Here is a 25,285-nt window from a genome sequence, read left to right as displayed (position 1 = left end):
CCTCTGTAATCACGTAAACATGAGTCTCTTCGGCTCAAGTTCACGGGGGCCTCCGGTGTTCCCGGTGTGACGGCCGCCACGGAGGATTTCCGCCCCGGTGGGCGCGGTCCGCCCCGACGCGCCGGACCCCGGTGGCCGCGCGGCCCGGGCTACTTCCGGCCGTCCGGCAGGTGCTCCACGAACCAGGCCGCCGTCCAGTCCGCCGCCTCCGCCAGGGTGCCCGGCTCCTCGAACAGGTGCCCGGCGCGGGCGATGACGGCGACCTCGCTCTTCCCGCCCAGTTCCCCGGCGGCGCGGCGGTTGAGCTCCAGGACCCCGGTGTCCAGCGCGCCGACGATCAGCAGGGTCGGCGCCCAGACCCGGCCGAGCAGCCCGGTGGCCAGGTCGGGTCGGCCGCCCCGGCAGACGACGGCCGCCACGTCCCCGGGCCGTTCGCCGGCCGCGATCAGGGCCGCCGCCGCGCCGCTGCTCGCCCCGAACAGCCCCACCGGCAGGCCGGCCAGCTCCGGCCGCTCCCCGGCGGAGCGCACCAGGGCGGTGACCCGGCCGGCGAGCCGGGGGATGTCGTACCGGGCCTCCTCGGACAGGCTGTCCACCGGGGTGAGCAGGTCGACCAGCAGGGTCGCGAACCCGGCCCGGTGCAGCCGCTCCGCGACCACCGTGTTGCGCGGGCTGTGCCGGGAGCTGCCGGCGCCGTGCGCGAACAGCACGACGCCCGAGGGATAGGCCGGCACGGAGAGGTCGGCGTCGAGGGCCACCCCGCCCGCGTCGATCAGGATCGAGGTCATGCCTCGATGCTGGCAGCCCCCACCGGCCCGCCGGGCGGGAATCGAGGACCTTGTCTGGTACTTGTTGACGGTGAAGATCATTCTGTTCGGCGCCACCGGCATGGTCGGCCAGGGCGTGCTCCGCGCGTGCCTGCTCGCCGACGACGTGGAGTCCGTGCTGGTCGTGGGGCGCACCCCGACCGGCCGGCACGATCCCAAGCTCCGCGAACTCCTCCAGCCGGACCTGACGGACCTGTCGGGGGTGCGGGACCAACTCGCCGGGTACGACGCGTGCTTCTTCTGCCTCGGCGTCACGTCGGCGGGGATGAACGAGGCGGAGTACACCCGGGTCACCTACGACCTGACGATGGCCGCCGCGCGCCCGCTGGCCCGGCTGAACCCCGACCTGACGTTCGTCTACGTCTCCGGCGCGGGCACCGACTCCACGGAGCGCGGCCGGTCGATGTGGGCCCGGGTGAAGGGCCGCACGGAGAACGCGGTCCTCGACCTGTTCCCGAACGGGTACGCGGTCCGGCCGGCCGCCATCCAGCCGGTGCACGGCGAGCGCTCGAAGACCCGGTGGTACCGGCTGGCGTACGTGGTCGCCACGCCCCTGTTCTGGCTGCTCCGAGCGGTCGCGCCGAGGTACGTGACGACCACGGAGGAGCTGGCCGGGGCGATGCTCGGGCTGGCCCGGGACGGGTATCCGCGCCGGGTGCTGGAGAGCGTCGACTTCCGGCAATGACTGAATTGGGTGTTTACAAGATGAATTAGTTGGATAAAATAATCAAAGGTTGTGTTGCAGCACAACCCTGAGGTCGCCCGGACGCCGTCGTGGTTGAGGGGCTGCGATGAGCGCGGCGACCTCGCCCGGCCGGGGGTGGCGTCTCAGGGGTCAGACGCCACCCCGCCCGCAGGGCCGGCACAATCAGGGCATGGCGGACAGGCGCAGTGCGGGAATTCTGGTGTACCGGCGGGCCGGCGACGGCGTCGAGGTCCTGCTCGGGCACATGGGCGGCCCGTTCTGGGCCCGCAGGGACGAGGGCGCGTGGTCGGTGCCGAAGGGGGAGTACACCCCGGAGGAGGAGGCGGTCGACGCCGCCCGGCGCGAGTTCCGCGAGGAGCTGGGGCTGCCCGTCCCCGAGGGTGACCTGGTCGGGCTGGGCGAGGTCCGGCAGGCCAACGGCAAGATCGTGACCGTGTGGGCCGTCGAGGCGGACCTGGACCCGGCGGACGTGGTGCCCGGGACGTTCACGATGGAGTGGCCGAAGGGGTCCGGCGCGATGCGGGAGTTCCCGGAGCTCGACCGGGTCGCGTGGTTCGGGCTGGCCGACGCGCGGACGAGGATCGTCACCGCCCAGCGGGAGTTCCTGGACCGCCTGGCCGGGCTCTGACCCACGGGCCGGCCGGACCCGGACGCGCGCGGCACCATGGGCTCGGCACGGTCCGGTGGGCACTGGCGCGCACCGGACCGGGTGCCGCGCCGCGACCCCGCCGACGTGCGGGGACCAGCCCGGACGGGCCGGCCCCCGCTCGCCCGTCAGGACGTCGGTGACGGGGCGGGCGACGCCGGACGGTTCGGGGCCGGCGGGGCGGGGAAGGCCGGACCGTCGCCGGGGCGGACGTGCTGGCCGTTCCCGCGCCGCTCGTCGCGCCGTTCCTCGCGGTGCGAGTCCCGGCGGTCGTCGTCGTACCGGCTGACGCCGGGGCGGTCGGGTCCGCCGTGGTGGCCGACCGCCGCGCCGATCGCCAGACCGGCCGCCCCGCACAGGCACGCGCCGAGCAGGAACGCGCCGATCAGGGCGCCGATCACCTTGCCGGAGGGCCGGCGGCGGGGAGCGGCGGGGGCCGGCGCGACCGGGGGCGCCGGGGGCGGGGGCGGAGCGGGGGACTCGGCCACCGGTGCGGGCTCGGCCGCCGCCGCGGGCAGCTGCGTGGTGGGCTGGTTCTCGGGCTCTGTGGTCATGTTCCCACCCTGACGGCGTTCCCTAAGGGGCGCCGCCGGGCTCTCTAAGAAAATCCGATGAGTCCGGGCCGCCGGGCCCGGCCGTCGGCAGGGTCACGGTCAGCAGCGCCCCGCCCGTCGCCGCCCGCCCGGCCGTGACCGTCCCGCCGTGCTGCTCCACGGTCTGCGCGACGATCGCCAGGCCCAGGCCGGAGCCGGGCATCGACCGCGCCGCCAGGGCCCGGTAGAACCGTTCGAACACCCGGGGCAGGTCCTCGCGGTCGATCCCGGGCCCGGCGTCCGCGACGGTCAGGGTCGCCGCCCCGGCCCGCCACGCGAGCCGGACGTCCACAGTGGCCCCCGAGGGGCTCCACTTCGCCGCGTTGTCCAGCAGGTTCAGCACCATGCGCTCCAGCGCGGCCGGCCGCCCGGCGACGGTCACCGGCTCCAGGCGGGTGGCGAAGACGACCCCCGTGCCCCGGGCGCGGACCCGTTCGACGGCGGCGGCCACCACCTCGGAAAGATCCACGGCCTCGACGGGTACGGGTCCCGGGTCCTCCCGCGCCAGCTCCACCAGCTCGTTGGTCAGCTGGGTCAGCTCGACGACCTGCACCTCCAGGTCGCGCAGCAGCCGGGACCGGTCCTCGGCCGACAGGGTGCGGTCCGGGGTGGCCTCGGCGCGGACCAGCAGTTCGATGTTGGTGCGCAGGCTGGTCAGTGGGGTACGCAGCTCGTGCCCGGCGTCCTCGACGAGCATCCGCTGGGCCGTCCGGGACGCGTCCAGCGCGCCGAGCATCGCGTTGAACGACCGGGCGAGGCGGGCCACCTCGTCCTCGCCGTCCACGGGGATCGCGGCCTGGAGGTCCTTGGTGACCGCCACGTGCTCCACGGCGCGGGTGAGCCGCTCGACGGGGGCCAGGCCGGCGCGGGCCACGCTGCGGCCGAGCAGCCCCGCCCCGGCGACCCCGGCGAGGCTGCCGACGGCGAGCAGCGCGCCCAGCTGGCCGAGGGTGCGGTTCACCGGTTCGGTCGCCTGGGCCACCTGGACCGCCCCGCCGCCGGGCAGCCGGACGGTGAGCATCCGGTAGCTGTCCCAGCCGATGCCGACCTTCTCGCGGTGCTGGGGCAGGCCGGCCACCGCGACCCGCCGGGCGCCCTCGGTGACCGGCAGTACGGGCCGGACCCCGACCCCGGTCCCCGCGCCGTACGGGACGCCGGCGGGGTCGAGGAGCTGCCAGCGCGGGCCGAAGTCCTGCTGGTAGTGCGGCCGGGGGCCGGGCCCGGGCCGGTGTTCGTCGTCGTCGGTGTCCGGGATCCTCGGCGGCTGGACGGTGTCGCGCCATCGTTCGGGCTGGGCGGCGATGGTGCGCGCGTCGGTCTCCAGCTGGCCGTCGAGCTGCCGGTACAGCTCGGCGCGGACCACGAGCCAGGACAGCACGCTGACCCCGACGACGGCCACGGCCACGGCGGCGGCGGCCAGCAGGGACAGCCGGGACCGCAGGGTGAGGCGGCGCCACCGGTTCACAGCGGCTGTTCCCGGAGCACGTACCCGACGCCGCGGACCGTGTGCAGCAGGCGGGGCTCGCCCTCGGACTCGAGTTTGCGGCGCAGGTACCCCAGGTAGACGTGCAGGCTGTTGGAGGACTCGCCGAAGTCGTACCCCCAGACCTGCTCGAACAGGGCCTGGCGGGTCAGGACCTGGCGGGGGTGGCGCAGGAACGCCTCCAGGATCGAGAACTCCGTCCGGGTCAGCCGGACCAGCCGGCCCGCCCGGCGCACCTCCCGGGTCGCCGGGTCCAGGGTCAGCCCCGCGAACCGCAGCTCGCCCTCGCCGGACTCCGGCACGGCCCCGACGTGCAGGGTGCGGCGGAGCAGCGCCCGGAGCCGGGCCAGCAGTTCCTGGAGCGCGAACGGCTTGACCAGGTAGTCGTCGGCCCCGGCGTCGAGCCCGGCGACCCGGTCCCCGACGCTGTGCCGGGCGGTGAGCATCAGCACGGGGAGCAGCAGGCCCTCGGCGCGCAGGGCCCGGCACGTCTCCAGGCCGTCCATCCGGGGCATCATCACGTCGAGCACCACCGCGTCGGGTTCGCCGCCCCGGACCAGCTCCAGGGCGCGGCCGCCGTCCTCGGCGGTGGTCACCTCGTACCCCTCGAAGCGCAGGCTGCGCGACAACGAGTCGCGGACCGCCGCGTCGTCGTCGACCACCAGAATCCGCACCGGCCCACCCCCGCTCCCAGCATCGCCGCACGAGCCGTGCGGTGTCTAAGAGAATCGTAGGAGCCGGCTAAGAAGTTCCGGCCCGGGCCGCGTAGTCGAGGTTGCCGGACAGCTTGCCGGCCCGGTGCGCGAGGTAGCGCAGGCCGGCCGGGTCGGCGTGCCGGGCGACGTCCTCGGCCTCGGTCATCAGCCGGACGGCGAGCGCGACGGCGCCCTCGGGGCTGGGGTCGGGGTTCGGCGGCAGGTCGGGGAAGGCCGCTGCCGCTGCGGGGCCGGCCGGGGGTCGGAGTGCCGCCCGGTCGGGGCAGGCGGGGGCCTCCCGCCGCGCGATGGGCTCCCGATCGTCCGGCCCCGGGGCGGACCGCCCGTCGGGGTCCCGGGGCCGCCGGTCGCCCGCCGTCAGCCGGTTGACCACGGTCGCCGAGGCCAGGGCGAGCACCGCGCAGCCGCCGTAGACGGCGGTCACGGTGGCGGGGCCGGCGCCGGGGTGGTGCTCGGGGAGGTAGCCGAACGCCGCGTGGGCGAGGGCGGCGAAGTACATCAGGGCGTGCAGGCTCGACCGGTTCACCGCGAGGCTGACCCTTCCGGAACCCTTGTCCATGCCGAATCTCACGGGCAGGGCTAGGTGCCACTCGGTGGGCGGCGTAGGTTTGTGGTGGGACATCGGGGCTCCTCCGTTGGGCTCCGTGGTCTTTCCGTGGTCGGGTCCGTCTGCATCGGACCCGACCACTCCCGGTTCCGCCGGGGGATTCTGTGTAACAGCTCCGCGTCGTTTCGGATATGTGCGCCCCCCGTCCCTGGGGAACTGTTAGGTGCCTTGACGATGCGCTCGGCGTAGCGGGTGTTCACGGTCAGTCAACCTGCCGTTCGGTGACGCGCACAGTGGACACTCGCCCTCACTCAGCGTGACACTTTTTGCCTCCAGTGACCTAAATCACAGCCCTATAGTCCAAGGTCCAGTGGGGACGCGAATCTTGTCGCCTTCTGGACGACCACTGTTGGTGACGGGATCCCCGCGCCTACGCTGCGTCCGTGGGCACCCGTGACGACAGCGCACCCGACGAGTGGGAGTGCCGGCAGTTCATCGCCGTCGCCGAGCACCAGGGATTCATGAAGGCCGCCGACGAGCTGCGCCGGGAGACCGGCCGGCCGGTGCAGCGCCAGACGATCAGCCGCACCGTGGCCAAGATCGAGGAGTGGTACGGCGAGCGCCTGCTGACCCGGGAGGGCCCGAAGCGCCGGCTGTACCCGACGGGGCCCGGCCAGCGGTTCCTGGACTCGGCCCGCAGCGTGCTCGCGGAGTACCAGGTGATGCGGGGCGGGGAGTCCTCGACCGGCGGCCCGCGCACCCTGGCCTGCCTGCCGCACCACACGGGCTTCGTGGCCCGCGCCGAGGACCTGCTGCTCGAACGGGGCGGCCCCGGGGTGCGGGTGGTCTACCTCGACCAGGCGAGCCGGGGCGACGCGGGCTTCCACGAGAACGCGCTGGGCCGGCTCCGCGAACGGCGGTACGCGTGGATCATCGGCCCGGACGTCCGCGACCCGGTCTGCGCGTCGGTCCGGCTGTACACCGCGCAGCTGGAGGCCATGGTCCCGGCGGACTACGACGGGGACGCGATGACGGTCACCGAGCTGGTCAACGAGCACCAGATGCTCGCCCCGCCCCGGGACATGCGGTCCCGCCGGCTGCTGGAGGAGAGCATCCGGCGGTGGGGCATCGCGGATCCGGGGCCGAGGGTGCGGGTGCTGAGCGAGACGTACGAGAGCGCCACGAGCGTGATGCGGATCCGCAACGAGCACCACCGGCCGGCCGGGCGGAGCAGGGTCGTGGTGGTGCCGTCCGACGTGGCGCTCGCCTACAAGCGCGGCCGGGAGTTCGCCGGGCTGAACGCGGACAAGTTCCGCTGGGTGCCGCTGTACCACCGCGACGAGGCCGGGGTGGACCATCTGCTGACGCTCGACGTGTTCGTCACCACCGCCCGCAGTCGGGAGCCCGAGGTGCTCCGGGTGGTGGAGGCGCTCCGCGAGGCGGTGCGCGCCGTCGACGGCAGCGGCGAGGTCGGGCTGTCCGGGGAGCCGTTCAGGGCCCCACCTGCGGTTCTTTGAACAAACTTAACTGGGGGCTATGCGGCCTAGCGCCCGTTGGTTAGGCTACGCGTTATGGATCATGGTGGCGGGTGTTTCGTGCCCCCAGGTCCGTGAAGTTCGGGGGAGCGGGGGAAACACGTGCAGGTTCGCGTCCTGGGACCGCTGGAGGTCCTGGTCGGGGGCGAGCCGGTGCCACTCGGCGGCCGCCGTCCGCAGATCATCCTGGCCATGCTGGCGCTGGAGGCCAACCGGGTCGTCCCCGTCGACCGGCTCGTGGACGCCGTCTGGGACGAGAGCCCGCCGTCCACCGCCCGGGGCCAGGTCCAGATCTGCGTGTCCGCGCTGCGCCGCGCCCTCGGCGTCCCCGACGCGATCGGCACCCGCCCGCCCGGCTACCTGCTCGCCGTCGGTGACCAGCAGCTCGACGCGCACGTCTTCGAGGAACGCCTCACCGCCGCCCGGCTGCTCGCCGACGCCGACCGGCCGGCCGAGGCCGCCGACCGGCTCCGCGAGGGCCTGGCCCTGTGGCGGGGCCCCGCGCTCGCCGGGGTCGACGGCCGGCTGCTGCGCACCGCCACCACCCGGTTGGAGGAGAGCCGGCTGACCGCGACCGAGGAGCGGATCCGGCTCGACCTGGCCCTCGGCCGGCACGACGAGCTGGTCGGGGAGCTGTTCGAGCTGGTCGCCGCGCACCCGCTCCGCGAACGGCCGCACGCGCACCTGATGACCGCGCTGTACCGCACCGGCCGCCCCGCCGAGGCCCTGGAGGCCTTCCGCCGGGCCCGGGCCGTCTTCGTCGAGGAACTCGGCATCGAACCGGGCGAGGAGCTGCGCCGGCTCGAACACGCCGTGCTGTCCGCCGACCCGGCCCTCGACCCGCCGAGCGCCCCCCGGGCCGTCGTGACCGCCCCGGTCGGTACGCCGCGCCAGCTGCCCTCCGACATCGCCGACTTCGTGGGCCGCGGCCGCAGCGCCGGGCTGGCCGCCGAGGTGCTGTCCGGGGCCGACGCGCCCGCCGTGCCCGTCCTCGCGATCACCGGCCCCGGCGGGGTCGGCAAGTCCGTGCTCGCCGTGCACCTCGCGCACCGGGCCAGCGCGGACTTCCCCGACGGCCAGCTGTACGCCGACCTGCGCGGCGTGTGCTCCCCGCCCGTCGGGCCGGCCGAGATCCTGGCCCGGTTCCTGCGCGCCCTCGGGGTCGCCGGCGCCGCGATCCCGGACGGGCTGGCCGAACGCGCCGAGCTGTACCGGACCCGGGTCGCCGGCCGCCGGATGCTGATCGTGCTCGACGACGCGGCCACCGAGGAGCAGGTCCGCCCGCTGCTGCCGGGCTCGGCGGGCGCCGCCGTGCTCGTCACCGCCCGGGGCCGGCTGTCCGGGCTGGCCGGCGCGCGGCACCTTGCCCTCGGGGTGCTCGACCGGGACACCGCGCTGGGCCTGCTGGCGAGGATCGTCGGCCCCGAGCGGGTGGCGGCCGAGCCGCGCGCCGCCGAGGCCCTGGTCGACCTGTGCGGCGGCCTGCCCCTGGCGCTGCGGATCGCGGGCGCGCGCCTGGCGTCCCGGCCGCACTGGCGGATCAGCCGCCTGCTGGACCGGCTCCGGGACGAGACCCGCAGGCTCGACGAGCTGGAGCACGGCAGCCTGGGCATCCGGGCCAGCATCTCGCTGAGCTACGAGGGCCTGGCGGCCCCGGCCCAGCGGCTGCTGCGCCGGCTGGCCCTGCTCGACGCCCCGGACGTCGCCGGCTGGGTCGGCGCGGCCCTGCTGGACACGGGGGTCGAGGAGGCCGAGGACCTGCTCGAACTGCTGGTGGACGCGCAACTGCTGGAGGTGGTGGGCACCGCGCGGTACCGGTTCCACGACCTGATCCGGGTCTTCGCCCGCGAACGCGCCCTCGCGGAGGAGTCCGTGCCCGAGGTGCTGGGCCGGGCGTTCGGCGCGTGGCTGGGCCTGGCCGAGAGCGCGCACCGCCGCGAGTACGGCGGGGACTACACGGTGCTGCACGGCCCCGCCCCGCGCTGGTCGCTGCCGGAGTCCACGATGGACTACCTGTTGGTGGACCCGGTGGCCTGGTTCGACTCCGAACGGGCCGGGCTGGTGTGCGCGATCCGGCAGTCCTGCGCGCACGGCTGGGCCGACCTGGCCTGGGACCTGGCGATGACCTCGGTGACCCTGTTCGAGGCGAAGAGCTACTTCGACGACTGGCGGGACTGCGCGGAGAGCGCGCTGGCCGCGTGCCGGGCGGTCGGGGACCGGCGCGGGGCGGCGGCGATGCTGCACACCCTGGGCGCGCTGCACGTCTACCAGCGCAACTTCGCCGACGCGGACACCCTGATCGGCGGGGCGCTGCGCACGTTCGAGGAGTGCGGCGACGGGCACGGCAGGGCGCTCGTGCTGCGGAACCTGGCGTACCTGGACCGGATGCTCAGCCGGCCGGAGTCCGCGCGGGCCCGGTACGCCGACGCGCTGTCCGGGCTGCGGGCCGCCGGGGACCTGATCGGGCAGGCGCACGTCCTGAGCAACATGGCCGGCCTCAAGCTCGACGCGGGGGAGCCCGAGGCGGCGCGCGACCTGCTGGAGGAGTCCCTGGCGATCTGCCGGGACGTGGGCAGCCGCCGGGTCGAGGCCCAGGTGCGCCACCGGCTCGGCGAGGTGGCCCTGTTCCTCGGCGACCTGGACCGGGCCGCGCAGGACTTCCACTGGGTACTGCGGATCGTCCGGCACGCCGGTGACCGGGTCGGCGAGGCGTACGCGCTGTACGGGCTGGGCATGGTCCGCAGCCGCGAGGGCCGGTACGAGCAGGCCGAGGCGTCGCTGTCCCAGGCCCGGCTGATCGCGGAGGCCGTGGACGAGCGGCTGATCGTGGGCCGGGTGCTGCACGCGCTCGGCGAGCTGGAGGCCCGGCAGTTCCGGCACGAGCCGGCGATCGAGCGCCTGGCCGAGGCCCGGGACCTGTTCCGGGCGATCCCGGCGGTGATCTGGGAGGCCCGCAGCCTGCTGTCCCTCGGCGAGGTGTACGCGGGCGCCGGCGACCTGGCCTCCTCCGAACGCAGCTACGACGCGGTGGTGGAGCTGCTGTCCGGGGTGGACTCGGCGGAGGCGGAGCGGGTGCGGTCCCGGTTGGGGAGACGCCCCGCCCCGCCGCGACCGCTACTCCTTCATCCGCCGGGTGATCTCCGCGCTCGCCTCCGCCGCTAGCGCGTCGAGGTCCCCGCCCTTCAGTACCCCGATCATGTACTGCCGGATGATCTGCGGCTCCTCCTCCACGGCCGCCCAGCGCGGGTCGGTCGGCGGCACCTTGCCGAGCTTGGCGGCGGCCACCACGATGTTCATCACCGGGTCGTTGGCCACGGCCGCGCCGAGCGCCAGCTTGTTGGGCACGTACCAGTTGCCGGCCGACTGCACGAGCTTCGTCTGCCACTTCTCGCCGGTCATCAGCTTCACGTACTCGTAGGCCAGGGCCTGGTTCTTCGAGCTCTTCGGCACGGCGACGTTCGAGCCGCCGACGAACACGGAACTGGTCCGCTCGGCGGTGCGGCCCGGGATGGGGAAGACACCGAGCTTGCCGTCCAGGGACGGGTCGGCCGCGATGGACTCCTTGTAGTACAGCGGCAGGGACAGCATCATCGCCGTCTTCCCCTGCGCGAACACGTCGGAGCTGCGCGGGTGGTCCTCGGTGCTGTCGGGCGCGAGCCTGGAGTACCCGAAGAGATCCTGGTAGTACCGCATGCCGGCCTTGGCCTGCGGGGTGTCCAGCGCGCCCTTCCACGCGCCGGAGGGGTCCCGGACCGCCAGCTCGCCGCCCTGGTCCCACACGAAGCCGGCCAGCGCGAACCAGTAGGAGCCGGGCAGCAGCAGGGGTTGGAAGGCCGGGTCGGACGCGCCGAACGTGTCCTGGAGCTTCTTCGCGACGGCCAGCCACTCGTCCTGGGTCTTCGGCGGGGTCACGCCGGCCTTCTCGAACATGTCCTTGCGGTACACGACGACCCGGTTGGACGCGTAGAACGGCACCCCGTACTGCTTCCCGTCCCACTTGCCGGACTCCGCGAGCCCCGGCAGCCAGTCCTGCCCGCCGAGGTCGGCCACCTTGTCGGTCAGGTCCGACAGGGCCCCGGCCTTGGCGAACGCGGCGTTCTGGGTGTTGCCCGTCTCGAACACGTCCGGCCCGGTGCCGTCCGCGAACGACTTCGTCAGCTTCTGCTGGATCCCGGTCCAGTACTGCATCTCGTACGTGACCTTCACGCCGTGCTGCTTGCCGAACTCCTCGTTCAGATCCTTCATGATCTTGTCCGGGACGGAGTCCTCCATGAACCAGACCTTCAGCGTGCCCCCGCCGGCCGTGGCCTCGCCGGACCCCGCGTCGCCGCAGGCCGCGACCCCCAGCAGGGTCGCGGCCAGTCCGGCGGCCAGCAGCGCGCGGCGCCTCACCGCCGGCCCCGCAGCATCGGCGCGCTGCCCCAGTGCGTCTCATCGCGGAACATCGGTACTCCCTGTGTGTCGTCCCAACTGATCGGACACAGTGCACAACCCGGGACCATCGGCTCACTATCGTCCGGCTTTCGCGGTCCGCGATGGCCCGGCGATAGCTGATTGATAAGGGTCACTGGGAGGATCGCCGTCCCGCCGCGTACCCGGAGGTCTCACCCATGCCCGACGCGCGGTTCCTCGTCGCCGCGGCCCGCGCGCTGCTGCCGCCGGGCGTGCACACCCTCGGCGTGCTCGGCCCGGTGCCGCCGACCCTGCTCCGGGAGCTGGTCAGGGGCCTGCCGTCCGTCACGCACGTCGCGTGGTTCGGTGTCCCGCCGGGTACGCCGGCCCCGGCGCTCCTCGACGTGTTGCGGTGCCGGGGGATCGGGCTGTGCGTGGCGGGGCACCCCCGGGAGGCGGTGCTCGGCGCGGACCTGGTCGTCGTGGGGGTCCCGCTGCCGTTGCACCCGTCCTGGCTGCTCCCGGCCGCGATCCTGCTCACCCCGACCGGCACGGTGACCGCCCGGGCCGCCCCGGTCGGTCCGGGACCGGCGGAACCCGGGGCGCCGACGGTGACAGTGCCGCGATAACGGGCCGATAGCGCCGGGGCTTCCACTGGGTGGCGTGAAGACCGTTTCGGTGGTGATCCCCAACTACAACTACGCGAAGACCCTCGCGCTGTGCCTGGACTCGGTGTACGCCCAGAGCCACCCGCCCGCCGAGGTGATCGTCGTGGACGACGGCAGTACGGACGGCTCGCGGGACGTGATCCGCCGCTATCCGTGCACGCTGCTGGAGAGCCCCGGCAACCAGGGCGTGTCGGCCGCCCGCAACCGGGGGGTGGCCGCCAGCTCCGGGGAGGTGCTGTTCTTCCTCGACTCCGACGAGGCCCTGGCCCCCGACGCGCTCGGCAACGCGGTCGAGCTGCTCGCCGCCGACCCCGGGCTGGGCTGCGTGCACGGCATCCTCGCCGACACGCCGCTCGTCGACGACGGGCCGGTGGAGGCCTACAAGGTGCTGCACGCGCACTTCTGGCGGGTTCGGGGCGTGGGGGAGACGGCCACGGCGTTCTTCGCCCAGGCGGCCGTACCGCGCGCCGTGTTCGACGCGGTCGGGCCGTTCGACGAGCGGCTGCGGGACTCGGAGGACCTGGAGTACAGCGAGCGGCTCGCGGCCCGGTACCGGATCCTGCTCACCGACCGGATCGTCGCCTTCCACGACGACGAGGACCGGCTCGGGCCGCTGCTGCGGGAGCAGTTCCGCCGGTCCCAGCAGCTCGTGCCGACGGTCCTGGCGGCGCGCCGGCAACGGTCGGCGGGACTCAGGGCCAACAAGCCGCTGGGGGTACTCGCGGTCGGGCTCGCCCTGGTCACCCTGCCCCTGGTCCTGACGGCGCTGTGGTGGGCGCCGCTGCTGTTCGTCGGGCTCTTCGTCCTCGCCGACGTGGGGCTCGCCCGGTTCGTGGCGCACCGCAGGGGTGCGCTGTTCCTGGGGTACTTCCTGGTCCTGCACCTGCTGACGCATGTCGCGCTGGTCGCCGGGGCCGTGGTCGGGGCGGTCCGCTGGGCCGCGCCGAAGCCGGGCAGCCGGGTCCCGGTGCGGTCATGAGGGGCCGGGTGCCGCGCGTCCTCGCGACGGTCGTGGTCCTCGCCGCCGTCGGGTACGCGCTGTGGTCGGCGCTGCGCCGGGACGGCCCCCGGGTCCTCGACCTGTTCGGCCGGCCCGGGGCCGCGCCCCTGCTGCTCGCCGCGTGCGCCGCGAACATCGCCGGCCTGGTGCTGGGCATGGCCTCCTGGCGGGCGCTGCTCGCCGACCGGATCGGCCCGGTGGCCGGCGCGCGGATCTTCTTCCTCGGCCAGCTCAGCAAGTACGTGCCCGGCCGGGTGTGGGGCGTGCTCACCCACGTGCAGCTGGGAAAGCGGCTCGGTGTCCCGCCGTCCCGGATGGTCGGGGCGTACGTGATCAGCCTGGGCGCCACCACCCTCACCGGGGCGGCCGTCGGACTCCTGGTCGGCCCGGCGGTCGCGGGCCGGCACGCGTTCTGGCTGCTCGCGCCCGCCGCGCTGGTCGTGGCCTGCGTGGTCCGGCCGGGGATTCTGCACTGGGCGCTCGTCCGCGCCGCCCGGCTGTTCCGCCGCGAGGAACCGGCCCCCGCGCCCGGTACCCGGAAAGCGCTGGTCGTGGCCACGGTCTCCTGGCTGGTGTCGGGCCTGCACCTGTGGGCGCTGCTCCTGCTGCTCGGCGCGGAACCGCTGGCCAGCCTGCCCGTCGGGGTCGGGGCGTTCGCGCTGGCCACCGTCACGGGCAGCCTCGCGCTGATCCTGCCCGACGGGTGGGGGGTCCGCGAACTCGTGATCATGGCCGCCCTGGCCACGGTCGTGCCGTGGTCCGTCGCCGGGGTCGTGGCCGTGGCCAGCCGCCTCATCTGCGTGCTGTGCGAGGTGCTCACCTCACTGGCCGCGCTCGGCTGGGCCCGCGCCATCCGTCCTGAAAGGAGTACCCATGTCGTCGAAGCGGTTTGATCTGGCCGTCGTCCTGAACTACTACGCCCCCTACGTCAGCGGGCTGACCGAGGCCGCCCGCCTGCTCGCCGAGGGCTTCGCCGCCCGGGGCCGCAAGGTGGCCGTCGTCTGCCAGCGGCACGACCCGGCCCTGCCCCGGCACGAGGTGATCGCGGGCGTGGACGTGTTCCGCGCCCCGGTCAGCTTCGGGATCAGCCGGGGCCTGATCAGCGCCGGGTTCCCGACCCTGGCGGCGCGGATCGCCCGGGAGTCCGAGGTCGTGCACCTGCACCTGCCGATGCTGGAAGCGGGCGCCGTCGCGCACCTGGTGGGCCGGACCCCGATCCTCACCACCTACCACCTGGACCTGTGGCTGCCCGAGGGGATCGTCTCCTCCGCCGCGTCGGCCGCCACCGACCTGTCCGCCCGGATCGCCCTGCGCCGGTCCGCCGCCGTCGTGGTGAACAGCGACGACCAGGCCCGGCACTCGCGGATCCTGCCCGCTCTGGAGAGATCCGGCTGGCACGCGATCCCCGCGCCCAGCGTGGACCGGCGCGGCGGCGCGCCCGCGCTGCGGGAGTCCGAGGGGCTGCACATCGGGTTCATGGGGCGGGTGGCCGAGGAGAAGGGGATCGAGTACCTGGTCACGGCGTTCCGGCGGATCCCCGACCCCGACGCGCGGCTGCTGATCGCCGGGGACTACGAGAACATCGCCGGCGGCAGCGTCATCGACCGGGTGCGCGCGGCGGCCGGCGACGACGGGCGGGTCCGGATCCTCGGGCTGCTGCGCGGCCGGCAGATCGACGACTTCTACGCGTCGATCGACCTGTTCGCGCTGCCCAGCCTGTATGAGTCCTTCGGCATCGTCCAGGCCGAGGCCATGATCGCCGGCGTACCCGTGATCGCGGCGGACGTGGCCGGCGGCCGGGTACCCATCCAGCTCACGGGCTTCGGGCTGCTCATCCCGCCCCGGGACCCCGACGCCATCCTCGCGGCCGTCGAGACCCTGCGCGCGACCCCGCCGGAGCGGCGCGCCGAACTGTCCGACCGGGCCACGGCCCTCTTCGGGGTCGAAGCCGGCCTCGACGCGTACGAACGACTCATCGACAAGATCAGGAGCAACGCATGACCGGGTTGATGACAGTGGAGGCCGCCGAGGCCCTCGACGTCAGGCAGGTGCACGACCTGTACCGCAGCTACGTGAACAGGTCCCAGGTGTCGCTGATGACCTCCTTCGGCTTCGGCCGGGAACTCGTCGACCACGCCGAGGGTGCCTACCTGCATTTGAAGGACGGGAGGAAGGTGCTCGACTTCACCGGGGGCGTCGGGGTGCTCAACCACGGGCACAACCATCCCCGGATCCTGGCCGCCCGGCGGCGGTTCCAGGAGAACCAGCGGATGGAGGTGCACAAGACCTACTTCTCGCCGTACCTGGCGGCCCTCGGGCACAACCTCGCCCAGCTGCTGCCCGGCGACCTGAGCATGTCGTTCTTCCCGAACTCCGGGGCCGAGGCGGTGGAGGGGGCGGTGAAGCTGGCGTACAAGTACCACGGCGGGAAGCGGAACACGATCCTGCGCTCCGACATCAGCTTCCACGGCAAACTGCTCGGCTCGGGCTCGCTGACGGGTTCGTCGCAGAACACGTTCGCCTTCCCGGGGATCCCCGGCGTGCAGGTGTTCACGTACGGCGACCTGGCCTCCGTCGAGGCGCTCGTCGCCGCGCACAAGGGCGACATCTACGCGCTGCTCATCGAGCCGTTCAGCGCGTCCACGGTCCGGTGGTGCTCGGAGGAGTTCCTGCGCGGGGTGCGCGAGATCTGCACCCGGGAGAACATCGTGCTGGTCTTCGACGAGATCTACACCGGCTGGGGGAAGACGGGCAGCCTGTTCTACTTCATGCGCTACCCCGGACTCGTGCCCGACGTCGTCACCACGTCGAAGTCCTTCGGCGGCGGCAAGTCCTCGATCTCGGCGTTCGTGGCCCGCGAACCGGTGTTCCGCAAGGCCTACGACAACCTGAACGACTCCCTCGTCCAGTCCACCTCCACCACGTACTACGGCTTCGGCGAGGAGTGCGCCACCGCGATCGAGGCGATCAACGTGGCCGTCGAGGACGACTACCCGGCCCGGGCCCGCGACCTCGAACGCGTGCTCCAGCCCGGCCTCGAACGGATCGCCAAGGCCCACCCCGACAGCGTCTCCTCCGTCGCCGGGGCCGGCGCCCTGTGGGGCGTGTTCCTCGACGGCGGTCCCAGACTGCTGGACCTGGTGGCGAAGCTCGCCCCGGGCGGGATCGCCAAGGACCCGCAGTTCCGGACGAAGTTCATCACCACCTCGGTGATCAACGCGCTGTACACCGACCACGACATCTTCACCTACTACACCCTGAACGGGAAGAACCCGCTGGTCGTGGCCCCGCCGCTGGTCGCGACGCCCGAGGAGGCCGAACGGTTCGTGGCCGCGCTCGACGAGACCCTGTCGCAGGGCCTGGCCAGGCTGGTCCGCCGGTTCGTCACCCAGAAGGTGGGCTCGCTGTGGTAGCCCGGATCCTCGTCACCGGCGCGGCCGGCATGCTCGGCTCGCACCTCGTTCACAGACTGGTTTCCGACGGGTACGACGTGATCGGGCTCGACCTGCGCCCCGCCGACGACCCCGGGCTCCGGCACGTGGTCGGCGACATCCGGGACACCGCGCTGCTCCGGAAGCTGTTCGTCGAGGGCGGGGTCGACGCCGTCGTGCACTGCGCCGCCGCCCTGCCCAGCTACCCGGCCGAACAGATCCGCTCGATCGTCGTGGACGGCTCCACGGCCGTGCTCGAAGCCGCGCACGCCGCCAGGGTCGACCGGTTCGTCTACATCTCCTCCACGGCGGTCTACGGCCTGCCCACGGTCGTCCCCACCCCGGAGGACTACCCGTACCTGCCCGTCGACCACTACAGCCGGGCCAAGGCCGAGGCCGAGAAACTCGCACTGTCCTATCGCGACAAGGGGATGCTGCTGCCCGTCCTGCGCCCCAAGACCTTCCTCGGGCCCGGGCGGATGGGCCTGTTCTCGATGCTGTTCGAATGGGCCGAGGAGGGGCACAACTTCCCCGTCCTCGGCAAGGGGGACGTCCGGATCCAGATGTTCGACCTCGCCGACCTGGTCGACGCGGTCGTCACCGTGCTCCGGGCACCCGACGAGATCGCCAACGACACCTACAACGTGGGGGCCGCCGAGTTCGGCACCCTGCGGGAGGACTTCCAGGCCGTCCTGGACGCCGCCGGGCACGGCAAACGCGTCGTGTCCCTGCCGGCCCGCCCGGCGCTGGCGGCCCTGTCGCTGCTGGAGAAGTCGAAACTCTCGCCCGTGTACGGCCGGCTGCTGCACAAGCTGATGGCCGACTCGTACGTGAGCATCGACAAGGCCCGCGACCGGCTGGGCTTCTCCCCGAAGTACTCCAACGCCGACGCGATCCTGCGCACCTACGAGTGGTGGCGGGAACAACGGACCGAGGTCCGGCCGCGCGGCAGTGGCCGCACCAGTCGAGATCCGTGGAAGCAGGGGGCCCTCGGTGTCGTCAAGTTCCTCTTCTAGCACCGTCCTGGACCTGCCGGGCGACCCGCCCCGGGTCCGGCTCGCCACCGACCTGCTCGCCCTGATCCGCCCCGCCCAGTGGCCCAAGAACCTGCTCGTCGTGCCCCTGGCCCTGATCGACGCGCCCGCCTGGCACCTCGCCGGCCTGACCCGGCTGGCCTGGGCCGTCGCCGTGTTCGTCGCCGCCTCCGCGCTCGTCTACATCGTCAACGACATCGCCGACCGGCACCGCGACCGGGGCCACCCGCGCAAACGGGACCGGCCGGTGGCGTCGGGCCGGATCTCCGTACCCGTCGCCTGGGGTTTCGCCGGGGTGGTCGGCGCCGGACTGGCCGCACTGCTCGCACTCCATCCCGCCCAGGCCTGGCCCGTCGTCGTCTACCTCGTCCTCAACGTCGCCTACAGCGCCAAACTCAAACACCTGCCGCTGCTCGACGTGTTCGTGGTGTCCGCCGGCTTCCTGCTCCGGATGGCCCTGGGCTACGTGGCCCTCGACGTCGGCTACTCCGGCTGGCTGCTGGTCTCCGTCTTCACCCTGTGCCTGCTGCTCAGCCTGGGCAAACGCCGCTACGAACTCGTCGTCGCCAGCCGCAACCACCGGCCCTCGCTCAGCGGCTACTCGCTGCCCCTCATCGACAACCTGCTCCTCCTCAACGCCGGACTCACCGGCATGGCGTTCCTGCTCTACATGCGCGACGAGGCCCCCGTCGGGGCGCACGGCCAGCTCGCGATGCTGTGCTCCGTACCGTTCGCGCTGTTCGGGCTGTTCCGCTACCTCCAGGGCGTGCTCGTCCGGCAGTCGGAGGGCGACCCCGTGCGGGCGCTGCTCCGCGACCGGGTGCTCGTCGTCAACTCGCTGCTGTGGGGCCTGCTGCTCGCCGGGTTCCTCGTGGCGGCCCGCTATCCGGAGCTGCTGTCGTGACCGCTGTCCTGTCCAGGCCCCGCATGCGTCGCGCGACGGCCCCGCCCCGGAAACGGAGGCTGGGCCGGGTGGTCCCGGCGCTGGCCACCTTCTGGTTCCTCTACGTCCTCGCCCAGTGGGCGTTCAGCGGCACCTTCTGGGTGTGGCTGCTGTTCGACATCGCCCCGCCGCTCGGCTTCGTCCTCGTGCCCGTCCTGCTCCTGGGGCTGGCCCGGTTCACCGCGCGCCGCCGCAAGGCGGTCCTGCTGGCCGTGTTCTCGCTGCTCCTCGGCCTCCCGCACAGCGGACTCAACCCGCACGCGGTGCTCGGCGGCGGCGACGGCCCCGCCCCGCCCGGCGCGCTCAAGGTGTTCTCCTGGAACACCGAGTACTGGAACCAGGCCGACGGGGCCGACGAGTTCTACGCCTTCCTCAAGAGCCGGAAAGCCGACGTGTACCTGCTCCAGGAGTACCTCAACTGGGACTTCCGGGCCGGCGTCGACGGCCTGTGGCGGGGCGCGCGCTCGGCCGCCGACCTGCACCGGCTCCGCCAGGAGTTCCCCGGCTACCACCTCGTGATCCGCGGCGAACTGCTCACCATGACCAAACTCAAGGTGCTCGGCGTCCGCCCGGTGGGCCCCGACCCGGGCGAGCTGCCCGACGAGGACTGGTGGAAGGTGTTCGAGGCCGCCAAGGTCCTGCGCACCGACCTGCTGTACAACGGCTCGGCGCTGTCCGTCTACAACGTGCACATCCCGATGCAGCTCAGCCAGCGCACCCTCGTCTCCCCGGGCTTCTACCTCGACGTCAACGACAACGACCTCAAACGGCGGGCCCAGTTCGAGGGGCTCAGCGCCGACGTGAAGGCCAACCCGCACCCGTCGCTGGTCGCCGGGGACTTCAACACCACCCCGGCGATGGGGGACATGCGGTGGCTCACCTCGGTGGCGACCGACGCGCTGCGGGCCAACCGTTCCGTGTACCCGGTGAGCTGGCGCGACGACACCTGGATGCCGTTCTGGCGGCTGGACTGGGCGTTCACCCGGGGCGGGGTGAAGGTGCACCGGTACGAGTTCGGGGATCCGCGGGAGATGAGCGACCACCGGACGCAGGAGTTGACGGTGTCGGTGCCGTAGCGCCCGGGGCGGGCGCCGTGCGCGCGGCGCCCGCCCCGGGTCACGTCGACGAGTGTGCGGCCGCCCCGGGTCTCGTCGAGGGGTGCGTGGCCGTCCCGGTCCCGTCGACGGGTGGGCACGCGGCCCGTCCGGCGGGGACAATCCTGGTATGTCGATCGAGTTGAACCACATCATCGTCAAGGTGCGCGACAAGCGCCGCTCCGCCGCGTTCCTCGCCGACCTCCTCGGCCTGGAGGTGGGCCGGCAGTGGGGGCCGTTCATCCCGGTGCAGACGGGCAACGGGGTCACCCTCGACTTCTGGGACAACGATCCCGCCGAGGTCGTCGAGCAGCACTACGCGTTCCTGGTGTCCGAGGCGGAGTTCGACGCCATCATGGGGCGGATCGAGCAGGCCGGGGTCACGTACTACGCCGATCCCGAGCGCCGCCAGGCCGGGCGGATCAACCGGAACGACGGCGGCCGGGGCGCGTACTTCCTCGACCCGAGCGGGCACAACATGGAGATCATCACCCGGCCGTACGGGAGCGGGGGGTAGCCGACCGGGCCGGGCGGGACCGGAGCCGGCGGGTGGCCGGGACCGCGTACCGTGGCGCGTACCCGTCGAGGCCGGTTTTCCGTCAGGCGGAAAGCGAGGGCCGGGCAATTCTGGGGCATGTTAGACACCGGGGGCATTCCATGCTGATCGTGACACCTCTGAGAGGACCGGTCCGATGCCCTCCACCGAACTGTCCCGCCGCGCCCTCCTCGGCACCGCCGCGGCGGGCTCCGCGCTTGTGGCCGGGGGCGCGCTGATGCCCGCCTCCGCCCACGCCGCCCCGGCCCCCGACGCGCCCCGACCCCCCTTCTACCTGGGCAGCTACACCTCCGACGGCGGCCACGGCCTGGGCGCCGGCACCCTCGACCCGGCCACCGGCACCCCCACCGTCACCGGCTGGCTCGACGCCGTCCCCGACCCGTCCTGGCTCGAACCCGCCCCGGACCGCCGCACCCTGTACGCGATCAGCGAGTCCGCAGGCACCCTGCACTCCTTCCGCCTCGACCGCGCCGGCCGCCCGACCCCGCTGAACGAGCAGCCGACCGGCGCGGGCCCGGCGCACATCGCCCTGCACCCGTCCGGCCGGCACCTGTTCGTGTCCCTGTACGGCGGCGGCGCGGTCGTCACGCACCCGGTGGGAGCGGACGGCCGGGTCGGCCCGCGCACCGACGTGGCGACCCACGTCCCGGGCCCGGGCCAGCCGGCGGCCCGGGCGCACCAGATCGTGCCCGACCCGTCGGGGCGCTGGCTGCTGTCCGTGGACCTGGGGCTGGACTCGATCTACGTGTACACCCTGGAGGCCGGCCGGCTCCGGCAGCGGAGCCAGTTCCGGCTGCGGACCGGCGCGGGCCCCCGGCACCTGGTGTTCCACCCGCGCGGCGGGTACGTCTACGTCGCCAACGAGTTGGACTCCACCGTCGCCGTGTGCCGGTGGCGGTCCGGGGAACTGTCCGTCGAGCAGGTGCTGGACCCGCTGCTCGAGCCGGCCGGCACCCGCAACTATCCGGGCGAGATCGCCGTGTCCCCCGACGGCCGGTTCGTCTACGTCACCAACCGGGGCGACAACAGCGTCGCCGTGTTCGGCGCCACCCCGCAGGGCCACCGGCTCCGGCTGCTCGCCACCCCGTCCTGCGGCGGGAACTGGCCCCGGCACCTGGCGCTCGACCCGTCCGGCCGGTGGCTGCACGTGGCCAACCAGCGCTCCGGCGACGTGACCTGGTTCCCCGTGGACCGCGCGTCCGGCCTGCCGGGCCCGCTCGCCGGCCGCCTGGCCGCCCCGGCCGTCACCCAGTTCCTCGCCTGACAACCCCAACCCCGATCAGAGGGTTACGGTGGGCCCCGACCCGGCCAGCGCCCGCGCGCCCGACATGCCGAGCACGGGGCCCACCGCCACGCGGCGCACCATGCACCCCGATGACCCCGAGCCCTCGCCGTCCCGGCGCCACCCGCACCCGGTCGCGCCCGCCCTCGCCGTCCCGGGGTCCACCCGCACCCGTCCCGGCGCCCAGGTCGGCAGCCACTCCGTGCGGACTCCGCACCGGGTCGCGCGCGGCCTTCGGCGAGTACCCCTCTGATCGGGGGTTTTGACAGTCTGTGGAGGGGGCCGCCAGGATGGCCGGGGTTCTGGTTCCACTGTGGAGGCATCGTGTCGCACGTCATCGTGATCAACCGTTTCACCGGCCCCTTCGCCGACTACGCCGCCTACCTCGACCACGACACCCACCACGTCACCTACGTGACCATCGACGCCTACCTGTCCGCCGTGCCGCCCACCGCCGCCGAGGTCCTCCTCGTCGCCGACCTGCACGACCACGCCACGGTCCGCGCCGCCCTCGACCCGGCGCTCGACAAGTACGGCCCGCCCGCGCTGGTCGTGGCCCTGCACGAACAGAACCACGCGGTCGCGGTGCTGCTGCGCGAGGAGTTCGACGCGCCCGGCCCCCGCACGGCCGACGTGCACCGGTTCCTCGACAAGCACGACATGCTGCGGGCGGCCGAGGCGGTCGGCGTGCCGGTGCCCGAGTACGCCCTGGTCACCTCCCGAACGGAACTCGACGCGTTCGCGGCCCGGGTCGGCTGGCCGGTGATCGCGAAACGGCTGCGCGGCGCGGGCAGCACCGGCGTGACCCGCCTCGACGGACCCGACCAGGAGATCCACGCGAGCCCCGACTCCCCGCTGGTCGTGCAGCGCTACCTGCCGCACACCGTGCTGCATGTGGACGGCTACTACACCGGGGAGAAACTGGGGCCGTGGCTGGCTTCGGAGTACATGAACGTGCCGGGCTCGGCGACCGTCGGCCCGCTCGCGTTCACCCTCGGCGAGGCGGTCGGCTCCGTGGAACTCGACGACCCGGTGCGCCTGGCCGCCGTGGCGGAGTTCCTGGGCCGGATCATCCCGGGGATGTGCGCAGAGCCGTGGGTGTTCCACCTAGAACTCTTCCTCACCCCCGACAACGAGTGCGTGTTCCTGGAGGTGGCCCGGCGGCCCGGCGGCGGGGAGATCCCGTTCGTGTGGCGGGAGGTGCACGGGATCGACCTGATGGAGCTGGAGTTCCGGCTCCAGTGCGCCGAGCTGCCCGAGGTGCCGGAGTTCGGGCCGGCCGAGCCGATCACGGGGCAGCTGCTGGTGCCGGCGCTGGCCGACGTGCCGTACCGGGTCACGGCCGCGCCGAGCATGGCCGGCGCTCCGGGGCTGTACGCCGAGGTGGTGCCCCCGGTCGGCACGGTCGTGTGGAACAAGATCTCGTACATGTACGCGGGGGGACGGTTCCGGTTCGTGGGCACGGACTCGCGGACCGTCGCGGTGCAGGTGATGGATGTGGCGGCCCGGTACACGGTGTCCAGCGAGCCGGCGGACTAGCCGGGGCCGCCGACGGCTCGCGTGCGGGAGGTGCCGGGGCCCGCATCGCGGCTCCGACACCTCCCGGCGGGCGTCGTACGGGTCAGCCGCCGGACTGGAGGGCCTGGTCCTGGGTCGGGTTGACGTCGTCGGGGAGGTCCCGGGTGGCCCGGGTGTCCTTCGTCCCGACCATCTCCTCGGGGCGGACCCGCTCCGGGAGAGTGCTGAAGTCCCGCTCAGAGTTGGTCGTCATCCTTCGATACTAGCCACGACCCGGCCCGACGCCGGTCACGATCAGGCCGGCACCGGCACCGGCCCCGAACGTGACCGGCCCGGCCTGACGGGGCTCAGGCGCCGTACGGGCGGAGGGCCTTGGCGTCGCGGAGGGCCTCGCCCCACCAGGCCAGCTGGTCGAGCATCAGCTTCGCCGCGCCCTCGGCGGCCGTGGGCTCGGCGAGCTGGCCCTCCGCGTCGAACAGGCTCCACACGCCGTGGAAGCTGACGGTGTCGCGGACGGAGACGGCGTGCAGTTCGGTGAACACGAGGCGGAGCTGCTCGACGGCGCGCAGGCCGCCGGAGACGCCGCCGTAGCAGACGAAGCCGACCGGCTTGGCCCGCCATTCGGGCTTGTGGGCGTCGATCAGGCTCTTCAGCGGGCCGGGGAAGCTGTGGTTGTACTCAGGGGTCACGATGACGAACGCCTCGGCCGCGTCGATCCGGTCGGCCACCGCGGTCGGGCCGCCGCTCATGTCGGCGGACACCGCGACGTCGGCGACGTCGATGAGGTCGATCTCGAACCGGGAGGTCAGGGCCGCCTGCTCGGCGAACCAGCGGGCGACGGTGGGGGAGATCCTTCCTTCGCGGGTACTGCCGATGACGACGGCGAGACGGATCGTGGACTGCGACATGCGGGCTCCTCGAATGGGGGGTCGGTCGGGAGCCACCGTAGAAGTTCAACCGGACTGGAAGTCAAGTCGGCGACGGGCATCGGACGCCCGACCGGGGAGCCCCGGGGGCTCCGCCGCAGGTCACGGCCCGGGGACGCGCGGAGCCTGGTCGGGGCCGGAATCCGTGGCCCGGTCAGGTGCGCAGGACGCGGGCGGACAGGGCCACCACCGCCACCAGTCCGGTGATCACCGCGAACGACACCGTCAGCGAGGTCACGTCCGCGAGGCCCCCGATCACCCCGGGCGCGGCGAGCCCGGCCCCGTACGCGATGGTCGCCACGCCCGCGATCGCGTGCGTGCCCGAGGCGCCGGACCCGCCCGTGCGCCCGGCCGCCGAGAACGCCAACGGCACCACGGTCGCGATCCCCAGTCCGATCAGGGAGAACCCGGCCACGGCCAGCCAGGGCGCCCAGGCGACGACGACCAGGACGCCGCCGAGGGTGCCGACCGCGCCCGCGACCGCGGTGGTGCGGACGGGACCGAACCGGTGCACGACGGCGTCCCCGGTGAAGCGCGCGCAGGTCATGGCGGCGGCGAACCCGGCGTAGGCGAGGGCGCCGGTGGCCTGGTCGGAGCCGAGGACCCGCACGAGGTAGAGGGCGGACCAGTCGGCGGTGGCGGTCTCGGCGAACACGGCGCAGAACCCGACGAGCCCGATCGCGAGGACGGCGCCCCGGGGCAGGGCGAACGCGGTCCGTTCGCGGGTGGCCGGGCCCGGGGGCAGGGACCGGCCGGCGACGAGGCCGAGGACGACGAGGACCGCGCCGAGGACGGCGAAGTGTGCCCGGGCGTCGACCCCGGCGCGGGCGAGCAGCGCGCCGAGTCCGCCCGCGAGCAGGCCGCCGACGCTCCAGCCGCCGTGCAGGCCGGACAGGACGGGCCGGTCGAGGAGTTTCTCGACGGCGACGCCCTCGGCGTTCATGGCCATGTCGGCGGTGCCGGCGCACATCCCGGCGAGGAGCAGCGCCGCGCACAGGGCGGGCAGGGTGGGGGCGAGGGCGGGCAGGACCAGGACGGCGGCCCACGCGGCGATCAGTACCTGGGTGGCGCGCCGGCCGCCGAGCCGGGCCACGATCCGGCCGGCGAACGGCATCGCGGTGAGCGCGCCGACGGCCGGCATGGTCAGGGCCACGCCCAGCTGTCCAGGGCCCGCGCCGACGTGTTCGGCGATCCACGGCATCCGGGCGGCGAGACTGCCGGACACGGTCCCGTGCACCGCGAACACGGCCAGCACCGCCCACCGCGGACTCATGCCGGACCCCGCCCGTCCCCGCGGTACCGCGCCCCGGGCACGGCCCCACCCGACAGGGCATCGGCACTCCACCCGGCCCGGATCGGGGTCCGAGGCGTGGCCCCACCCGGCAGGG

Annotated in this window: 24 protein-coding genes; 15 read left to right on the top strand and 9 right to left on the bottom strand. The window is 73.7% G+C overall.

Going from position 1 to position 25,285, the window contains the following annotated elements; all coding sequences use genetic code 11:
• Positions 1-149: 149 nt before the first annotated feature.
• Positions 150-788 (bottom strand): hydrolase, encoded by a 639-nt coding sequence (locus AB0M43_RS14225; protein WP_363724497.1) that lies wholly within the window; start codon positions 786-788, stop codon positions 150-152.
• A gap of 70 nt (positions 789-858) precedes the next feature.
• Here AB0M43_RS14225 and AB0M43_RS14220 point away from each other — a divergent pair, with 70 nt between their 5' ends.
• Positions 859-1,512 (top strand): NAD-dependent epimerase/dehydratase family protein, encoded by a 654-nt coding sequence (locus tag AB0M43_RS14220; protein ID WP_363724496.1) that lies wholly within the window; start codon positions 859-861, stop codon positions 1,510-1,512.
• Positions 1,513-1,702: 190 nt separating this feature from the next.
• Positions 1,703-2,161: an NUDIX domain-containing protein gene (locus AB0M43_RS14215; protein ID WP_363724494.1), complete on the top strand. Its 459-nt coding sequence runs from the start codon at positions 1,703-1,705 to the stop codon at positions 2,159-2,161.
• Between the two features lie 146 nt (positions 2,162-2,307).
• Here the strand turns inward: AB0M43_RS14215 and AB0M43_RS14210 are convergent, their stop codons facing one another.
• The 4 genes from AB0M43_RS14210 to AB0M43_RS14195 all read right to left on the bottom strand — a co-directional run bounded on the left by AB0M43_RS14210 (position 2,308) and on the right by AB0M43_RS14195 (position 5,593).
• Positions 2,308-2,733, bottom strand: coding sequence for a hypothetical protein (locus AB0M43_RS14210; protein ID WP_363724492.1), 426 nt, complete (start codon positions 2,731-2,733; stop codon positions 2,308-2,310).
• Between the two features lie 22 nt (positions 2,734-2,755).
• The gene (locus AB0M43_RS14205) at positions 2,756-4,237 is read right to left on the bottom strand and encodes a HAMP domain-containing sensor histidine kinase (protein WP_363724490.1); all 1,482 of its coding nucleotides are present in this window, start codon (positions 4,235-4,237) and stop codon (positions 2,756-2,758) included.
• Complete coding sequence (locus tag AB0M43_RS14200; protein ID WP_363724488.1) at positions 4,234-4,929, bottom strand: response regulator transcription factor; 696 nt, start codon at positions 4,927-4,929, stop codon at positions 4,234-4,236. Before AB0M43_RS14200 ends, AB0M43_RS14205 begins: the two co-directional genes overlap by 4 nt.
• A 67-nt stretch (positions 4,930-4,996) precedes the next feature.
• On the bottom strand, positions 4,997-5,593 hold the full coding sequence (locus AB0M43_RS14195) for a hypothetical protein (protein ID WP_363724486.1): 597 nt from the start codon (positions 5,591-5,593) through the stop codon (positions 4,997-4,999).
• Positions 5,594-5,961: 368 nt separating this feature from the next.
• Here AB0M43_RS14195 and AB0M43_RS14190 point away from each other — a divergent pair, with 368 nt between their 5' ends.
• Complete coding sequence (locus tag AB0M43_RS14190) at positions 5,962-7,035, top strand: LysR family transcriptional regulator (RefSeq protein ID WP_363724484.1); 1,074 nt, start codon at positions 5,962-5,964, stop codon at positions 7,033-7,035.
• A gap of 120 nt (positions 7,036-7,155) precedes the next feature.
• On the top strand, positions 7,156-10,215 hold the full coding sequence (locus tag AB0M43_RS14185; protein WP_363724482.1) for a BTAD domain-containing putative transcriptional regulator: 3,060 nt from the start codon (positions 7,156-7,158) through the stop codon (positions 10,213-10,215).
• Here AB0M43_RS14185 and AB0M43_RS14180 read toward each other — a convergent pair.
• Positions 10,168-11,445 carry an extracellular solute-binding protein gene (locus AB0M43_RS14180; RefSeq protein WP_363724481.1) on the bottom strand — a complete coding sequence of 426 codons (1,278 nt, stop codon included), beginning with the start codon at positions 11,443-11,445 and terminating at the stop codon, positions 10,168-10,170. The two genes, AB0M43_RS14185 and AB0M43_RS14180, sit on opposite strands and share 48 nt — an antisense overlap.
• Before the next feature lie 218 nt (positions 11,446-11,663).
• Here AB0M43_RS14180 and AB0M43_RS14175 point away from each other — a divergent pair, with 218 nt between their 5' ends.
• The 11 genes from AB0M43_RS14175 to AB0M43_RS14125 all read left to right on the top strand — a co-directional run bounded on the left by AB0M43_RS14175 (position 11,664) and on the right by AB0M43_RS14125 (position 22,992).
• The gene (locus AB0M43_RS14175; protein WP_363724479.1) at positions 11,664-12,074 is read left to right on the top strand and encodes a hypothetical protein; all 411 of its coding nucleotides are present in this window, start codon (positions 11,664-11,666) and stop codon (positions 12,072-12,074) included.
• 34 nt (positions 12,075-12,108) lie between these two features.
• Positions 12,109-13,092, top strand: a complete 984-nt coding sequence (locus AB0M43_RS14170; RefSeq protein WP_363724477.1) for a glycosyltransferase — start codon at positions 12,109-12,111, stop codon at positions 13,090-13,092.
• The gene (locus AB0M43_RS14165) at positions 13,089-14,006 is read left to right on the top strand and encodes a hypothetical protein (RefSeq protein ID WP_363724475.1); all 918 of its coding nucleotides are present in this window, start codon (positions 13,089-13,091) and stop codon (positions 14,004-14,006) included. The genes AB0M43_RS14170 and AB0M43_RS14165 overlap by 4 nt, the downstream gene beginning before the upstream one ends.
• On the top strand, positions 13,987-15,114 hold the full coding sequence (locus tag AB0M43_RS14160; protein WP_363724473.1) for a glycosyltransferase family 4 protein: 1,128 nt from the start codon (positions 13,987-13,989) through the stop codon (positions 15,112-15,114). The genes AB0M43_RS14165 and AB0M43_RS14160 overlap by 20 nt, the downstream gene beginning before the upstream one ends.
• A gap of 95 nt (positions 15,115-15,209) precedes the next feature.
• Positions 15,210-16,526 carry an aspartate aminotransferase family protein gene (locus tag AB0M43_RS14155; protein WP_363724581.1) on the top strand — a complete coding sequence of 439 codons (1,317 nt, stop codon included), beginning with the start codon at positions 15,210-15,212 and terminating at the stop codon, positions 16,524-16,526.
• Complete coding sequence (locus tag AB0M43_RS14150; protein WP_363724471.1) at positions 16,520-17,560, top strand: NAD-dependent epimerase/dehydratase family protein; 1,041 nt, start codon at positions 16,520-16,522, stop codon at positions 17,558-17,560. The genes AB0M43_RS14155 and AB0M43_RS14150 overlap by 7 nt, the downstream gene beginning before the upstream one ends.
• Positions 17,538-18,482 (top strand): UbiA prenyltransferase family protein, encoded by a 945-nt coding sequence (locus AB0M43_RS14145; RefSeq protein WP_363724469.1) that lies wholly within the window; start codon positions 17,538-17,540, stop codon positions 18,480-18,482. The genes AB0M43_RS14150 and AB0M43_RS14145 overlap by 23 nt, the downstream gene beginning before the upstream one ends.
• 23 nt (positions 18,483-18,505) lie before the next feature.
• Positions 18,506-19,597, top strand: coding sequence for an endonuclease/exonuclease/phosphatase family protein (locus AB0M43_RS14140; RefSeq protein ID WP_363724467.1), 1,092 nt, complete (start codon positions 18,506-18,508; stop codon positions 19,595-19,597).
• A gap of 148 nt (positions 19,598-19,745) precedes the next feature.
• Positions 19,746-20,132, top strand: coding sequence for a VOC family protein (locus AB0M43_RS14135; protein ID WP_363724465.1), 387 nt, complete (start codon positions 19,746-19,748; stop codon positions 20,130-20,132).
• Between the two features lie 175 nt (positions 20,133-20,307).
• Complete coding sequence (locus AB0M43_RS14130) at positions 20,308-21,435, top strand: lactonase family protein (protein ID WP_363724463.1); 1,128 nt, start codon at positions 20,308-20,310, stop codon at positions 21,433-21,435.
• A 342-nt stretch (positions 21,436-21,777) separates the two neighbouring features.
• The gene (locus AB0M43_RS14125; RefSeq protein WP_363724461.1) at positions 21,778-22,992 is read left to right on the top strand and encodes a biotin carboxylase; all 1,215 of its coding nucleotides are present in this window, start codon (positions 21,778-21,780) and stop codon (positions 22,990-22,992) included.
• Positions 22,993-23,074: 82 nt separating this feature from the next.
• Here the strand turns inward: AB0M43_RS14125 and AB0M43_RS14120 are convergent, their stop codons facing one another.
• The 3 genes from AB0M43_RS14120 to AB0M43_RS14110 form a co-directional block, all read right to left on the bottom strand.
• Positions 23,075-23,224, bottom strand: coding sequence for a hypothetical protein (locus AB0M43_RS14120; RefSeq protein WP_363724459.1), 150 nt, complete (start codon positions 23,222-23,224; stop codon positions 23,075-23,077).
• Positions 23,225-23,318: 94 nt separating this feature from the next.
• A complete protein-coding gene (locus AB0M43_RS14115) occupies positions 23,319-23,879 on the bottom strand; it encodes an NAD(P)H-dependent oxidoreductase (RefSeq protein ID WP_363724457.1) in 561 nt (186 codons plus the stop codon).
• A 172-nt stretch (positions 23,880-24,051) separates the two neighbouring features.
• Positions 24,052-25,170, bottom strand: coding sequence for an MFS transporter (locus AB0M43_RS14110; protein WP_363724455.1), 1,119 nt, complete (start codon positions 25,168-25,170; stop codon positions 24,052-24,054).
• Positions 25,171-25,285: the final 115 nt, after the last annotated feature.

The organism is Longispora sp. NPDC051575, from assembly GCF_040681875.1.
GTDB lineage: Bacteria > Actinomycetota > Actinomycetes > Mycobacteriales > Micromonosporaceae > Longispora.
The sequence above is the reverse complement of the archived record's forward strand: the minus strand, read 5'-3'. Positions and strand labels throughout refer to the sequence as shown.